Annotated in this window: 14 protein-coding genes and 1 pseudogene; 9 read left to right on the top strand and 6 right to left on the bottom strand. The window is 62.5% G+C overall.

The genetic code is table 11. From position 1 onward, the window contains the following. The first annotated feature begins 407 nt into the window (after positions 1-407). A complete protein-coding gene (locus CO657_RS04285) occupies positions 408-1,130 on the top strand; it encodes a LuxR family transcriptional regulator (RefSeq protein WP_054181638.1) in 723 nt (240 codons plus the stop codon). Here CO657_RS04285 and CO657_RS04280 read toward each other — a convergent pair. Then, a complete protein-coding gene (locus tag CO657_RS04280; RefSeq protein ID WP_054181637.1) occupies positions 1,127-3,424 on the bottom strand; it encodes a sensor domain-containing protein in 2,298 nt (765 codons plus the stop codon). The two genes, CO657_RS04285 and CO657_RS04280, sit on opposite strands and share 4 nt — an antisense overlap. Before the next feature lie 244 nt (positions 3,425-3,668). Between CO657_RS04280 and CO657_RS04275 the strand changes: the two genes are divergently transcribed. Together CO657_RS04275 and CO657_RS04270 are read left to right on the top strand one after the other, a co-directional pair. After that, the gene (locus tag CO657_RS04275) at positions 3,669-5,039 is read left to right on the top strand and encodes a TIGR03808 family TAT-translocated repetitive protein (RefSeq protein WP_054181636.1); all 1,371 of its coding nucleotides are present in this window, start codon (positions 3,669-3,671) and stop codon (positions 5,037-5,039) included. A gap of 101 nt (positions 5,040-5,140) precedes the next feature. Continuing rightward, positions 5,141-5,758, top strand: a pseudogene (locus CO657_RS04270) (glutathione S-transferase family protein). A gap of 1 nt (position 5,759) precedes the next feature. Here the strand turns inward: CO657_RS04270 and CO657_RS04265 are convergent. After that, complete coding sequence (locus CO657_RS04265; protein WP_054181634.1) at positions 5,760-6,656, bottom strand: LysR substrate-binding domain-containing protein; 897 nt, start codon at positions 6,654-6,656, stop codon at positions 5,760-5,762. Between the two features lie 112 nt (positions 6,657-6,768). Between CO657_RS04265 and CO657_RS04260 the strand changes: the two genes are divergently transcribed. Further along, positions 6,769-6,963, top strand: a complete 195-nt coding sequence (locus CO657_RS04260; protein WP_054181633.1) for a hypothetical protein — start codon at positions 6,769-6,771, stop codon at positions 6,961-6,963. Positions 6,964-7,045: 82 nt separating this feature from the next. Here CO657_RS04260 and CO657_RS04255 read toward each other — a convergent pair whose 3' ends face one another. Further along, on the bottom strand, positions 7,046-7,537 hold the full coding sequence (locus tag CO657_RS04255) for a GNAT family N-acetyltransferase (RefSeq protein WP_054181928.1): 492 nt from the start codon (positions 7,535-7,537) through the stop codon (positions 7,046-7,048). A 352-nt stretch (positions 7,538-7,889) separates the two neighbouring features. Between CO657_RS04255 and CO657_RS04250 the strand changes: the two genes are divergently transcribed. The 3 genes from CO657_RS04250 (at position 7,890) to CO657_RS04240 (ending at position 10,100) form a co-directional block, all read left to right on the top strand. Next, entirely contained in the window at positions 7,890-8,867 is a 978-nt protein-coding gene (locus CO657_RS04250) for a phosphodiester glycosidase family protein (protein WP_054181632.1), read from the top strand. 141 nt (positions 8,868-9,008) lie between these two features. Continuing rightward, positions 9,009-9,659 carry a glutathione S-transferase family protein gene (locus tag CO657_RS04245; protein ID WP_054181927.1) on the top strand — a complete coding sequence of 217 codons (651 nt, stop codon included), beginning with the start codon at positions 9,009-9,011 and terminating at the stop codon, positions 9,657-9,659. 75 nt (positions 9,660-9,734) lie between these two features. Continuing rightward, the gene (locus CO657_RS04240) at positions 9,735-10,100 is read left to right on the top strand and encodes an MmcQ/YjbR family DNA-binding protein (RefSeq protein ID WP_012556961.1); all 366 of its coding nucleotides are present in this window, start codon (positions 9,735-9,737) and stop codon (positions 10,098-10,100) included. On the opposite strand, the gene CO657_RS04235 is transcribed toward CO657_RS04240, so the two are convergent. Together CO657_RS04235 and CO657_RS04225 are read right to left on the bottom strand one after the other, a co-directional pair. Continuing rightward, the gene (locus CO657_RS04235; RefSeq protein ID WP_054181631.1) at positions 10,085-10,705 is read right to left on the bottom strand and encodes a glutathione S-transferase family protein; all 621 of its coding nucleotides are present in this window, start codon (positions 10,703-10,705) and stop codon (positions 10,085-10,087) included. The two genes, CO657_RS04240 and CO657_RS04235, sit on opposite strands and share 16 nt — an antisense overlap. 269 nt (positions 10,706-10,974) lie before the next feature. Next, positions 10,975-11,331 (bottom strand): NUDIX hydrolase, encoded by a 357-nt coding sequence (locus CO657_RS04225; protein WP_054181630.1) that lies wholly within the window; start codon positions 11,329-11,331, stop codon positions 10,975-10,977. Positions 11,332-11,459: 128 nt separating this feature from the next. On the opposite strand from CO657_RS04225, the gene CO657_RS04220 reads away from it, so the two are divergent. Continuing rightward, positions 11,460-12,215: a DeoR/GlpR family DNA-binding transcription regulator gene (locus CO657_RS04220; protein WP_054181629.1), complete on the top strand. Its 756-nt coding sequence runs from the start codon at positions 11,460-11,462 to the stop codon at positions 12,213-12,215. Here the strand turns inward: CO657_RS04220 and CO657_RS04215 are convergent, their stop codons facing one another. Then, entirely contained in the window at positions 12,216-13,223 is a 1,008-nt protein-coding gene (locus tag CO657_RS04215) for an asparaginase (protein WP_054181628.1), read from the bottom strand. Positions 13,224-13,492: 269 nt separating this feature from the next. Here CO657_RS04215 and CO657_RS04210 point away from each other — a divergent pair, with 269 nt between their 5' ends. Further along, a complete protein-coding gene (locus CO657_RS04210) occupies positions 13,493-14,638 on the top strand; it encodes an IS4 family transposase (protein ID WP_054181627.1) in 1,146 nt (381 codons plus the stop codon). Positions 14,639-14,882 lie beyond the last annotated feature (244 nt).

Here is a 14,882-nt window from a genome sequence, read left to right as displayed (position 1 = left end):
TGCGTTTCCTTTTATGCGATCCCCTAAGCGAGTAACTACCGCGATCCCACGCGGAGGTTCCCTGGCCGAGCAATCTGAAGATAAAATCCTGTAAATTCTTTAAGTATCCATTAACCCGGTCATGCACCAATGCAGCCTCTGCAAAACAGTCTCATAGAAAAGAAATGTGTCAATAAAATCAGATCGATATAAGTATCCATTTCGAACGTCTCGGTTTGCTACAAGATTTTCCAACGCGACGAGATTGGCGATTTTTCGCCGTTTTTGCGCCCAGAAGCCGAAAGGCGCCTTTACGATTTGTTAAGGTCCAGTTGTCTCATAAGCTTACCTTCCCGGTGACGGGCAAGCCTTGTATTTTGTCTGCCGCTGCCAAGCGCCCGGACGCGAACTGCCGATCGGAGAAGAACATGAAGCTCGAGGCCGAATTCAATCGAATTGAGGAAGTCGCTGCGGGCTTCAACACGCATTACGAAGTTTTCAAATATATGAAGGGACTCACGCAGGATCTTGGAATGACGGCTTTCCTGATCATGACGCTGCCCACGGTCGACTTCGTCGAAATCGGCGCGACAAAGATCATCACCAACTGGCCGGCGGAGATGGTGGATTATTACGACGCCCATAACCTGATGGTCGACAGTCCGGTCATCCGCCGGATGCTGCGATCGACCAGCCCGTTCAATTATGATGTCGAAGCGATCAATACCGATCGCGGCGAAGGCAAGAAGTCCACGGTCATCGAGTTGTTCAAGCGCTACGGCATGGAAAAAGGCGCCTATTTTCCTGTTCACGATGCGGCGGGCGGACGCGGCGCCATGTCGATTTCGGGGTCCCGGAACTTCAGCATGATCGAAATGGCGAAGCTCCTGTTTATCGCCACACTCATCTATGACCGGCTCTCACAACTCACATTGAACGAGAAACACAAGCCCATCGAGTTTACACGCAACGAACTGGATTGCTTGAGGCTGACCGCCGGAGGAAGGAAGGGCGCCGAAATCGCAAAACTTCTCGATCTCACGGAAAATGCAGTCAACAATCACATCGGCAGCGCAATCAAGAAGCTGGGATGTACGACAAGAACGCAAGCCGTCGTCAGCGCTCTCAGACTCAACATCCTTCGTGTTTAGAGGCTGCGCGCCCGCAGCAATCCGGGGATTTCCTCCGGGGAGACGGGCTTGGAGAAGCGGTAGCCCTGCGCCTCTTCGCAATGCGCGTGACGCAGGAAATCCATCTGGGCGTCGGTTTCGACACCTTCGGCGAGGACCGAAAGCTTCAGCGTCTGCGCCAGCGAAATGACCGCCGAGGCGATGGCGACGGCGGTCTTGTCGCCCGGCAGGGCCTCGACCAGCGAACGGTCCATCTTCAGGCGGTCGAAGGGGAAGGTCTTCAGCGCCGCCAGGCTGGAATAGCCGGAGCCGAAATCGTCGATCGACAGGCGAACACCGAGCGCCCGCAGCGATTCCATCATGGCGAGCGCGCGTTCGGCATCCTGCATCACCACGCTTTCGGTAACCTCGAGCTCCAGCCAGCGCGCTTGCAGGCGGTGGCGCTCCAGCGCTTCGGCGACGTGGCTTGCAAAATCCGGATCGGCGAACTGCTTGGCCGAGACGTTGACGGCGATGGTCAGCGGCGTCAGGCCCATATCCTGCCATTGGCGCGCCTGGCGGCAGGCCTCGTTCAGCACCCAGAGGCCGAGGGGAACGATGAGGCCGGTCTCTTCGGCGAGCGGAATGAAATTGACCGGCGGCACCCTGCCCTTGGCCGGATGGTTCCAGCGCACCAACGCCTCGATGCCGGTGATGCGGCCAGTGGCGACATCGACCTGCGGCTGATATTGCAGGAACAGCTGGTCGCCGGTGATCGCCTGGTGCAGCTCCTCCTGCTCGCCGAGCGGCATTCCCACAGGCGTGCCGCCGCCATCGTGATGCTGCAGGGTGTTGCGGCCGAGCTCCTTGGCGCGATACATGGCGCGGTCGGCATTGGCGAGAAGCTCTTCCGAGGTCGCGCCATCGAAGGGAAAGGCGGCAACGCCGATGCTCGAGGTGACGGTGATCTCACCGCCATCGCTGGGGATCGGTCGGTTGATCGCCTTCTGCAACTCGCGGAGGCGGCGCGTGATGCCGGCATCGTGGCTCGACTGGTGAACGAGCACGACGAGGAATTCATCGCCGCCAAGACGCACCACCATATCCGAGGCCCGGATGCTGTTGGCCATGCGGGCGGCGGTTTCCTTCAGCACCTCGTCGCCGGCGGCGTGGCCGCGGCCGTCGTTGATGTCCTTGAAATTATCGAGATCGATATAGGCGACGGTCACCTTGCGGGTGTGGCGCCGGGCCTGGTCGAGGATATTGGCGAGCCGCTCCTTCAGGAAAGCCCGGTTCGGCAGACCGGTGAGATCGTCGTGATGGGCCATGAAATGGATGCGATCGTCCACACGCTTGCGCTCGATGGCGATACCGGCGATGTGCGTGGCGAGCGCCACCAGCTTTATTTCGTGCTCCGTGGGCCGGCGGACTTCCCTGGAGTAGAGGGCGAAGGTGCCGAGCACATTGTTCTGCGAGGTGACGATCGGCGTCGACCAGCAGGAGCGAAAGCCGAAGGGCGCGACCAGCGCGCGGAAATCCTCCCACAGCGGATCGCTCATCACGTCCTCGACGATCACCGTCTGGCCGCGCCAGGCGGCGGTGCCGCAGGAGCCCACCTTGGGACCGATGGTGACGCCGTCGATCAGCCGGCTGTAGCCGCCGGGCAGATTGGGGGCGGCGCCGTGATAGAGCCTGGTGCCCTCGCCGTTCAGCAGCAGCACCGACCCGTCGATGCCGGTCAGCTGCGCTTCGATCATCAGCACCAGCGCCTCGAGGATCATCGGCAGCGGCTCGTTGCGGGCGATCATTTCGAGCAGGTTCGCCTGCTCGCGATGGAGATCCTCCTGGCGCTTGCGTTCGGTGATATCGCGGGAAACGCCGATCAGGCCGATGACCTCGCCGCGATCGTTGCGCAGCGGTATCTTCGAGGTCAGCCGGCATATCGGCCTTTTGCCGCCGGGCAGGACGTAGCTTTCCTCCATGTCGATGCAGGCTTGCCCCGTCGCCATGATCTGCTGCTCGATATCGAAATGGTGGAGAGCCGTCTCGAAATCGAACAGGTCGAAATCGCGCTTGCCGGTAAGCAGATCAGCGCTCTCCAGGCCGAGGCTGCTGGCGGTGACGGTGTTGGCGAAGACGAAGCGGCTGTCACGATCCTTGACGTAGAGGAAATCCGGAAGTTCGTGGACGATCGTCTTCAGGCGCAGGTTCTCGATGCCGTCGGAGAGATGATGGGCGGTCGAGGCCATCATCGCCTCCGTCGCGGCGACGATGCGCCGCGTTTCGGCCGACAGGGCATCGGTCGATTCCCATCGCCTGGCACTCGGTTTGGGCATGCCGTCACTCTCCCCGGAGGCCGAAGGCCTCATCCCGCATAATCACCCCGTAATATTCCCTTCAAAGTAGTCCTCATTTCCTTCGGCTTGCTTAAATGAAAGGGTGAACAAGACGACAAAATCGGCGGCGATATCCTGCCCTTCGCCAAGGCTACAACGGCAATTCCGGCCGCCTGTGCCAGAAAGAGACAGGCGCGTCTGGCATGTTTCGTGCTACGGGCGAGTTGTAACGAGAGAACCTGGAATGCCTTCACGCCGCGACATGTTTTTCTTCCTCGCCGCCGCCGCGGTTGCGGGAGGTTCAGCGCCGCGCGCGCTTGGCGCACCGCTGGCGGCTGCCGGACAACCCGATCTGCGCGGCGCGATCGACGCAGTGGAATATCGCGCCATTCCGGAAGGCGGCGACCGCAAGACCCGCAATCTGCAGCAGATGATCGAACAGGCGGCGCGCGAGAACGTGCCGGTCTTCCTGCCGCCCGGCACCTATCGAGTCGCCAATCTCAACCTGCCCGACAATACCCGCATAACAGGCGTGGCCGGCGCCTCGCGGATCGTCTATACCGGCGAAGGCCACCTGTTTGCGGCGGCAAATGTGCGCCGCATCGAGCTTTCCAACCTCGTTATCGACGGCGGCAACCGCCAGCTCGCCGACTCTGCCGGCGGGCTCATCCAATTTACCGGTGTCGACGAGGTGCTGATCGAAAATTGCGAGATCGGCGGCAGCCGCAAACACGGGTTGCAGCTGGAGCGCTGCGGCGGACGGATCGAGCGCAGCCGCATTTCGGGCGCGGCCCAGGCCGGGCTTTATGCGGTCGATTCCGCCAATCTTTCGGTCACCGGAAACACGATCACCGATTGCGGCAATGGCGGCATTCTGGTGCATCGCTGGAACAAGGCGGAGGATGGCACGGTGGTTTCCGGCAACCGCATCTCCAACATCCGCGCCAATGACGGCGGCACCGGCCAGAACGGCAACGGCATCAACATCTTCCGCGCCGACGGCGTGATGGTGGTGAACAACCATATTTCCGACTGCGCCTTCACGGCGATCCGCGCCAATTCGGCCTCGGACATCCAGATCAGCAACAATCAGTGCCGGCGCTCCGGCGAAACGGCGATCTATGTCGAATTTGCCTTCGAGGGCGCCGTCGTTTCCGCCAACATGATCGACGGGGCGGCGAACGGCATCTCGATCGCCAATTTCGACGAGGGCGGCAGGCTCGCGACCGTCACCGGCAACGTCGTGCGCAACCTCACTCTGAAAGGCCCCTACAAGCACGAAGTCGGCTTCGGCATCGGCATCGCGGCAGAGGCCGACACGCTGATCTCGGCCAATATGATCGAGGGGGCGCCGCGCTGGGGCATGCAGATCGGCTGGGGTCCCTATCTCCGCAATGTCGTCGTCAGCGGCAATGTGGTGCGCCAGGCGCCGGTGGGATGCGCTGTCTCGGTCGCCGATGGCGCCGGCACCGCCGTCATCACCGACAACGTCTTCCAGGAGACCGCTAAAGGTGCGGTTCTCGGCTTCCAATGGGAGAAGAAAGTCTCGGCCGAGATGGCGGGCGGCGGCGCGCCCTACAAGCAGCTGACCGTCGAGCGAAACCGGGTTTCGTGACGAGCATCAAAAGCTTTCATCATCCCATCAGCGGCAAGGACTTTTCCGCAGCTGCTGCGGCCTCTACCCTCCCGGACAGTTACATCGAGGGGAACAAGATCATGCTGACAATCTACGGAGTCTATCGATCGCGGACGTCGCGCGTCTACTGGATGGCTGAGGAGCTCGGACTCGAATTTCGGTCGGTGCCGGTGCTGCAAGCCAGGCGGTTGCCGGAGCCCCTATCCGAGAGCGCGCCGTTCAACACCCACTCGCCCGATTTCGCTGCCGTCAATCCGCTGGCGCAGATCCCCAGCATCAAGGATGGCGATTTCGTCATGCACGAGTCGCTGGCGATCAATCTCTACCTCGCCCGCAAACATGGCGGGCCGCTTGCAGGACAAACCGTCGAAGAAGACGGATTGCTGACGATGTGGACCGTCTGGGCCGCCTCGCAGGTCGAGCCGCATTCGGCAAGGAGACGATCGCCGCCGCCTGTCATGCCTTGCGCAGGCCGCTTGCCGTGCTCGAAGGCCAGCTTGCCGGCCGGCAGTGGATCGTCGGCGACCGCTTCACCGTCGCCGATCTCAACATTGCCGAGGTGCTGCGCTACGCTCAGAGTGAAGAAGCGCTGTTCGATGCGCATCCGAATATCAAGGCCTGGATCGAGCGCTGCCAGTCGCGCCCGGCCTACAAAAGGATGCAGGGAGACGCGTGGCAGGGAGCCGATCGAGGTCTGAGTTATCGGAACAGCGCAAGCGTGCCGGCCATTTCCTCGCGGATCCAAGCCTTGAAATCCCTGACCTTCTTCGGCTCGCGCGTGCCTTCGGCGGTGACGAAGTAGTGGCCGAAGCCGGTGCGCGCGCGAATGCCGAAGGGGGCGACCAGCCGGCCTTCGGCAAGCGCAAAGGCGGCAAGGGTCTGCCAGGCGAGCATGACGCCCTGCCCGGCGATCGCCGCATCGAGGCACAGCGAGGCATCGTTGAAGACGTGGCGGGTCGCAGGTGTCGCGCCTGACAGTCCCGCCTCGCGCATCCAGACATCCCAGGAGAACATGGCGCGGCCGTCGACGACGGCAGGCAGCGCCAGGATATCGGCGGGCGCCTTCAGTTTCGCCGCCATCTCCGGCGAGCAGATCGGAAAAACCTCCTGCTCCAAGAGCAGTTCGGCCTTCACGTCAGGCCATTTGCCGGCGCCGACGCGAATGCCGATATCGACATCGCAGAGAGCGGGACTGACGAGATTGGTGGTCGCATCCAATCGCAGCTTGATGTCGGGATGACGCTCGGCAAAACGATCGAGCCGGCAGACGAGCCAGCGGGCGGCAAAAACCGGCGCCACCGAGATTGTCAGGATCGTATCGTCCTTGCGTTGGGCGATCGACACGGCCGCCGATAGACGGGCAAAACCTTCGTCGAGCGCCAGCAGCACCGGCCGGGCGGCTTCGGTCGTCATCATTCCCCGGGCGGTGCGCTCGAAGATCACCAGGCCAAGCTGCGCCTCCGCCTTGATGACCTGCTGGCTGACGGCGCCGACCGAGACGCCGAGCTCGTCGGCGGCCGCCTGCAACGAGCCGAGCCGACCGACGGCTTCCAGCGCCCTGAGGCCGTTGAGATGCACAGTGTTCAGGTTCTTCATATAGTTTTTCTATAGCAGAGCCGCATTAATCTCAATTGAAAACCAGCCTGAGGGAGCAGAGATTACAGCCTGCGGCGATCGTCCCCGCCGTTTGGAGAAAGTGAGGCATGCCATGTCGTTGCTGAAGTTTTTCTTGAGGCCCGCCCTAGCCCTCGGCGGCGCAGACGCTCCCCCAGCCTGGAACAACGATCCGCTGCGGCATCCCGAGGTCGAGCGCATGTCGATGCGGGAAATTGCCGATCTGCCGCTCGGAACAGAGACCGGTCTTGCCGCCGAGGCCAAACCGACGTTGGCAAAATGCGCGTGACGCTGCGCCCCCGTTTCAGCCGGCCCTGAAACGCGCCGCATCACTCGCGTGACGCGACGCGCTTTGTTCCGAGCGACCTGCCTCAGTCCGCCGCCGCCTGCCAGCAAATCACGCGACCGTCTTCCGGATCGATACGCTCGCCGATGCGGATGAAGCCGTTGCGCTCGAGGACACGCTGCGAGGCGATGTTTTCCACGCCCGTATCGGCTGAAACGAGCGTCACGCGCGGGTCCTTCCGCGCCCATTCGAGCAGTTCGCCGATCGCGCGCGTGACGTAGCCACGCCGCTCGCGGCTCGGCGCAATCCCATAGCCGATGTGGATTTCGCCGTTCTCAGGTGCGCGAATGAGGGAGCACAGCCCGACGATCTCGCCATCCTCGACAATCATCCAGGCCGACGGCGTAAAATCGGCGCCGATCTCGGCGGCGATTCGCGCCAGCATCTGCAGCACCTCAGGCGGCGCGATGGCGCTATCGGAAACCAGGCACGTATCTGCGGGCGCGGCGCCGTTCAGCAACGCGGCGAAATCATTAACAGTCAATTCGATGATCATGTTCTTCTCGACATTGGACATGCGCCAGCTTTGGCGCGTCATGGCCGAGCAGCAAGACTAGCCCTCGATTGAATTCGAGCCGCGTCTCGTCCTTCCGCCTCGGCCGGTGCGTTCTGAATATTTTGCGACGGCAAACAAAGGCGTTCTCCTCTTCGGGCCCGATCCCGGAATGAGCGGATGCGGATTGATATTGAAGCCCACCGGCTTCTTTGTCCAGCCGTTACGGAGGACCGGCCCCAGCAGGCTGAAGGGCTATTTCGACAGAGCGGGCAACACTTCCACCGTAGAAAAACCTTACTTGGCGGTTGCATTCGCGCGACGCTACGCCAACCGGCGTCGCGAAGCCCTATCTGTTTCAGCAAAGAGATTTTCAGTGCCAGCAATTCGAAAAATCCTGTTCGGACTCCTCGCAATTTTCACGGTCGCCATTGTCGTCAGCGCCGGCTGGCTCTGGCAGGTCGCGGGTGCTTACGGTTTCAACACCGTCCTGCGGCGCGGTGGGACCTATTGGATCGACATGAAACCTGACGACGAGCGCCTTTCCGCCTCCATGCGGTTGGCGTTGAGCCCGGTCATCCCGGCCGTTTTGCCCGGGCCGCTGGTCTGGCAGGAGCCGGAGACGGGCTTCGAGGTGGCGGAACTGCCGGTTCTTGCCGATGGCCGCGAGGTCGACCGGATCTTTCTCAGCAGAATTGACCCGACCCGCTTTCGATTCGTCACCCGTAACGCGGCTGCTGGCGATGCCGGCATCGACGAATGGGAGAAGGCTTTGCCCAACGCCGTGCTTATCGTCAACGGCAGCTATTTCGACAAACATGGCAGACCCGATACGCCGTTCATCAGCGAGGGTATTGCGATGGGTCCTCAGCAATATGACGCGAGGGCCGGCGCCTTCATTGCCGGCAAAGACGCTGCCGATATCCGCGACCTGACGCATCAAGATTGGCAGACAGCCTTTGCCGGCGCGTCGAACGCCATGGTCTCCTATCCACTCCTGATCGGCGATGACGGGCAGACGCATGTGAATGTGAAAAGCCGTTGGCTCGCCAACCGTACGTTTGTCGCCAAAGACGATTTGGGGCGTGTCGTCATCGGGACGACAAAGGACGCGTTCTTTTCCCTCGACCGGCTTGCGGAGTTTCTCAAGACCTCGCCGCTCAATCTCAAGGTCGCGCTCAATCTTGACGGCGGTCCCGTCGCCTGCCGGAGCGTTCGGCTGAATGGCTATCGGCAAAAATTCTACGCAAGGTGGGAGTCTCAGGCGGACGGCAACAAAGTAAGCCTGCTCCGCTGGCCGATTTCCGAGGTCAATTGGGCGATGCCGATGGTGCTGACGGTCGAGCGGAAATAGGTCGGGATCTGGCGATCGTCGCAAGGCCGGCGAGGATTATCGCGAGCATTAATGTCGGAAACGCGTTTCGCCAGCCGTCTTCAAGCCAGTGCATAACGCCTTACATCGCATCGATCTAAGGATAATCATATGGAGGAAGCGATGACGATTACCATTACCGCCTTTGAACGCTCGCCCGATCGCGGCCAGGGCCTGGCGCGCGACATGCGCGTTCGCTGGGCGCTCGAAGAAGCGGGCCAGCCTTACGAGGTTCGTCTCGTTTCGTTCAAGACGATGAAGGAGCCCGCGCATCTGGCGCTTCATCCTTTCGGGCAGATTCCGACCTATGAAGAAGGCGATCTTACTCTGTTCGAGTCCGGCGCGATCGTGTTCCATATCGCCGAGCGCCATGCGGGCCTGCTGCCCAAGGATGCGAACGCCCGGGCGCGCGCTGTCACGTGGATGTTTGCGGCGCTCAACACGGTGGAGCCGCCGATCTTCGAGCGCAGCCTCGCCACCATCCTCGAGCGCGACGAACCCTGGTACGAGCAGCGCCTGCGCGCCCTTGGGGACAGCATCCGCAAACGGCTGGACAGCCTTTCCGCTCGCCTTGGCGATGCCGACTGGCTCGATGGCGCGTTCAGCGCCGGCGACCTGCTGATGGTGACGGTGTTGCTCAGGGCGCAAGCATCGGGTCTCTTGGAGGAATATCCAAACCTTGCCGCCTATGTCGCCCGCGGCGAAGCCCGGCCGGCCTATCAGCGTGCTTTCGCGGCCCAGCTGGCGGTGTTCACCGCCGCAGCGGCCGGCTGAGGATGGGCCGACTTCTGTCCGAAGCGGTGGGGCGCGGTTTCAGCTTTCGGATCAATACAAGGGGAAGGCGAGATAATGACCGGCGACGTCGATGCAATTTTTGAGCGCCTCAAGAGGCTGGCTGCGGAAGCCGGTTTGCTCGATGTTGAGGAAAGCACCTCTTATGGCAACCCGGCGCTGAAGGTCGCGGGAAAGAGCTTTGTCGCGGTAAAGGACGCCGAGACGATCGTCATCTCGATAAGTCTGGACGACAAGGATCATCTGCTCGAAATGGCGCCCGACATCTATTTTCAGACCGCGCATTATATCGGCTGGCCGCATCTGCCGGTGCGCGCCGCCGTGATCGGCGACGAGGAATTGCGATTGCGGCTCATCGGCGCCTGGCTGTTCCGGGCGCCGAGGAAGCTTGCTGCCCGTTTCGGATGTCAGCCGCGATCGTAGGCCAGCGCCCGCTGGACGGCGGGGCGCTGCAGCATGCGGGCGTGGTGATCGCTCACCTCTACGAAACGGGCGGGATCGACGCCGTCGGACGGCAGCCAGCCGGTCATGACGAAAAGATAGGGATCGGCGATCGAATAGGTCTCGCCCATCACCCACGGGCCTTTGAACATCGTCTCTTCGATCAGGGTGAAACAACCGGCCATATTCTCAGGCACCTTGGCCTTCATTGCCTCGAGTGCGGCCTGATCGTCGGCCCAGCGGGAGCCGCGCGGGCGATGGGCATGGTTCACATGCACGGTCGAGCAGAGATAGCTGTTGAAGGACTGCAGCCGCGCCATGTCGAAGGCATCGCCGAGCGGCGCCAGTTTGGCGGCCGGCGCGCTTTCGGCGATGAAGCCGAGGATCGCCGGCGTTTCCGTCAACACGCCGCGATCGGTGACCAGCGCCGGCACCCGGCCCTTCGGATTGATCTTCAGATAGTCCGGCGAGCGCTGTTCGCCATTGGCGAAGCTGAGCTTCCTCGTTTCGAAGGCGAGGCCGGATTCCTCCAGGGCAATCAGGCTTGCGAGTGCGCAGGTTCCCGGCGCGTAATACAATGTCAGCATGGTTCTCGTCTCCCTTTCGGCAGGTGGTATAGCGCAGGGATGCGTGCGCCGGAACCGGGGGATGATGCGACATGTCGCCAATGACCGGCGTGCCATGGCGCGCCCCTCATCCGGCTGCCGCCACCTTCTCCCCGCTCGCGGGGAGAAGGGAACACGCCGCGACCTCTCGGTCCCCCGCAGACCTTTCGCAGGGCACGTCCCCTCTCCCCGTTTTTACGGGGAGAGGGCTAGGGTGAGGGGCAAATGCATGGCACAAACTCGCCGCCCCCTCACCCGCAGCCCGGCACATCCTCCAGCCGGTGCCAGACCGGGATGCCGCGCTCCCTGGCGATGCGCACATCGTTATCGGCCCCCTTAGAGTCGCCCGGGAGCCGCAGCACGCCGTCGCAGAGCTGCAGCAGCCGGCCGGCGACCGGGTGGAAGATTTCTTCGTAGAGCGCGTCGCCGACCGACTTGCCGCCGGCGGCGTGCCAGATCGGCAGGGCCACCCATTCGCCGATCATCGGCACATGGCCGGCGGCAAACAGTGCGTGTGAGGGTTCCTCCAGCCGCTTCAGGTTGGCGGCCATCTTTTCCGGGTCGTCGCCCGTTCCCGACCGATAAGGCCCGGCAATCAAAATCAGCATTTTCCACTCCATCGCTGAACACTCCCGGCCTCATGCACGGGACATCGTGAAAATGCACGATATTTCTTGAATGTCGAGTCATTTAGTGCAATATCATGCTATATCGTTCACTTTCGTGCGGAGAGCCCATGCTGACGACGCAACGCAAGGCCCTGATCCTCGACATTCTGCGCCGTGACGGCCAGGTGATCGCCAAGCGTGTCGCCGAGGATTTTTCCCTTTCTGAGGACACGATCCGGCGCGACCTCCGCGAAATGGCGGCGGAGGGGCTGTTGAAACGGGTGCATGGAGGCGCGATGCCGCTGGCGCCCGATCTGCCCGATTTCACCGCGCGGCGCAGCGTTTCGTCGGAGATCAAGGCGCGGCTCGGGGCTGCTGCGGCGGCGATGGTCAAGCCCGGCCAATTGATCTTTCTCGACGGCGGGACGACGACGGCGGAGATCACCAGGCACTTGCCGCGCGACATGCCGCTGACGGTTGCGACCCACAGCCCGACGATCGCTGCCGAACTCGAGCACCACCCAACGGCGGAGGTGATCCTTGCCGGCGGGCGGCTCTACAAACATTCGATGGTGGCGACGGGCGCGGCGGCGGCGGCGGCGATCTCACAGTTACGCCCCGACCTGTTCTTCCTCGGCGTGACGGCCGCCCATCCCGTGCACGGGCTTTCCACCGGCGACTTCGAGGAAGCGGCGATCAAACGCCATATTGCCCGCTGCTCGGCCGAAACGCATGTGCTGCTGACGGAGGAGAAGTTCGACCTCGTCTCGCCCTGCCCGGTGCTTGCAATTTCCGAAGTGGCGGGGCTGATCGTGCCGACGGAAATGCCGGCCGAGCGGCTGAAACCCTATCGCGATCTCAACAGCACGATCGCCGTGGCATAGTCATTCGGTCAAGGCGGACGTGACCCTGATATCGCCGACATGGATGCCGTTCCAATTGCGCATCGAGGTTGCGGCAAAGGCCGTCAGGGCGGCATGCACCTCGCTCTCCGTCTCGAAGAAACGGGCAAGTGTCGCCGCCACCATGGCTTCGGCGGCGCGGGTGGCGCCATCCTCGCATTTCAGGGCGACGGCGATGCCCTTTTCCGGGATCGCGGCGCAGAAGACGCCCTCGGCGCCGGTCTTGACGAAGATACGGCCAGGGGCGATCTGCATCAGCTCCGTGCAGGCGCGGCCGGTGCCGGCGACATAGAAGGGCTCGGCCATGCAGGCCTCGATCAGCCGGCGGGACGCTCTGGCGCGCAAGGGTTCCAAGCCGGTTCCGGTCGCCATTTTGGCAAAGCCGTGGGCAAGGCTTTTGAGCGGCACGGCATAGGTCGGGATCGAGCAGCCGTCGGTGCCGCAGCTCTCGGCGCCGAGCACCGCACCGGTCAGGCTTTCCATCGCCGCGCGGATCTCGACCTGCAGTGGGTGCTCATAGCCGACATAGCCCTTCGGATCGATATGCTGATGGCAGCAGGTGCAGATGAAGCCGGCATGTTTTCCCGAGCAATTGTTGTGCAACGCGGTCGGTGCGGCGAGCGCGCGGGCCTGCTGGATCAGGACCTTCTGGCTCATCGACCAATGGGCGCCGCATTCCAGCGCCTCGGCATTGCGGCCGGCCCGCGCGAGCATGGAGGCGGCAAGCGCCACATGCTCGTCCTCGCCATTATGCGAGGCGCAGGCGAGCGCCAGCTCCTTATCGCCGAAGCCATAGGCATCGGCCGCACCGCTCTCGATCAGCGGCAGCGCCTGCATCGCCTTGCAGGCCGAACGCGGGAAAACGGCGGCTTCGATATCGCCGAGCGAGAAAACGAGCTTGCCGTCACCATCGACGACAGCCACCGAACCGCGATGGCGGCTTTCAACGAGCAGGCCACGGGTAACTTCGACGGCGACGGGATTGGTCATGAGCTCTCATCCGGATGCTGGCGGGATACGGGAGGCATAACGCGTCGCGGCGCGAAAGCCAACGGGGTTTGGCTATGCTAACGTTCGCATGGCGATGCGACATCCCCACACATTCCGTCATGCGGCGGCGGCTGATGGATGCGGCGTGAATGCTCGGGTCAAGCCCACGGCTGTCCGGTTTAAAAATGGTGGACAGGGCGCACAGTGTTGATTCTACTCATGTTCGAGCGTTTGGCGACGTTCCCGGACACGAAAAGAGGAGCAACACCGTGCGGCATGACAATAGCGTCTTTCATGATCTGTTGAAGCGGATTCCGTGGGCGGCTTTCGAAAGACTTGTGGAGGAGCATCAGGCCGATAAGCATGTTCGGCGGCTGTCGACCAAGAGCCAGTTGATTGCCCTGCTTTATGGCCAGCTTGCCGGTGCCACCAGCCTGCGTGAGATCGTTGGCTCCCTGCAGAGCCACGGCACCCGCCTTTACCATCTCGGCGCTCGTCCGGTGTCACGCTCGACATTCGCCGATGCCAATGGCCTGCGTCCGAGCGCCGTTTTTGCCGAGTTGTTCGCGCAGATGGTGGCCCGCGCCGGGCGCGGGCTCAAGCGGGCCGTCGGCGAGGCGGTCTATCTAATCGACGGCAGCAGTCTGAGCCTTGCCGGGGCGGGATCGCAGTGGGCCCGCTTTTCCGATCAGGCCTGCGGCGCCAAGATGCACGTCGTCTACGATGCCAACGCCGAACGTCCGATCTATGCGGCCGTCACCCCGGCCAATGTCAATGACATCACCGCGGCCAAGGAGATGCCGATCGAGGCAGGCGCCACCTATGTCTTCGATCTCGGCTACTACGACTTCGGCTGGTGGGCGAAGCTCAATGCCGCCGGCTGCCGCATCGTCACCCGCCTCAAATCCCACACGAGACTGACGGTGAGCGCCGAGCAGGCGGTCAACGAGGATGCCGGCATCCTGTTCGACCGTATCGGCCTGCTGCCGCAGCGCCAGGCCAAGAGTCGCCGCAACCCAATGAACCGGCCGGTGCGCGAGATCGGCGTGCGGATCGAAACCGGCAAGGTGTTGCGCATCTTCTCCAACGATCTTACCGCCCCGGCCGAGGAGATCGCCGCGCTTTACAAGCGTCGCTGGGCGATCGAACTGTTCTTCCGCTGGGTCAAGCAGACGCTGAAGATCCGCCATTTCCTCGGCAACAACGAAAATGCCGTGCGCATCCAGGTCGCCGTCGCCCTGATTGCCTATCTGCTGCTGCAGATGGCAAAGGCCGACCAGACCATCGTCACAAGCCCGCTGGCATTCGCCCGCCTGGTGCGCGCAAACCTCATGCACCGCAAAAGGATCGACCGACTGCTAAAACCAAGACACAGCCCTCCCTCCAGTCCCGGCCAGATGAGCCTCCAATGGTGACAAAATTTAAACCGGACACTCGTGGGTCAAGCCCGAGCATGACGGAGTGTGGGGTGGGCTTCTGCAACAAGAGCCGCAATGCTGAGCGGAATAAGAGGATAATTGTGCCTCCGGCCGATCGAGCCTCAACTTCCGTCATCCCCGGCATTGTGTCTCGGATTCATGCCTGCCGCGGCGGAGGCGATCTGGATCCTCGGGTCAAGCCCGAGGAGGACGGAGCGTGGGGTGGGCTTGGAGCAAGCGC

The sequence above is a fragment of the Rhizobium acidisoli genome, from assembly GCF_002531755.2.
Taxonomy (GTDB): Bacteria; Pseudomonadota; Alphaproteobacteria; order Rhizobiales; family Rhizobiaceae; genus Rhizobium; species Rhizobium acidisoli.
This window is presented reverse-complemented; position numbering and strand designations above follow the sequence as displayed.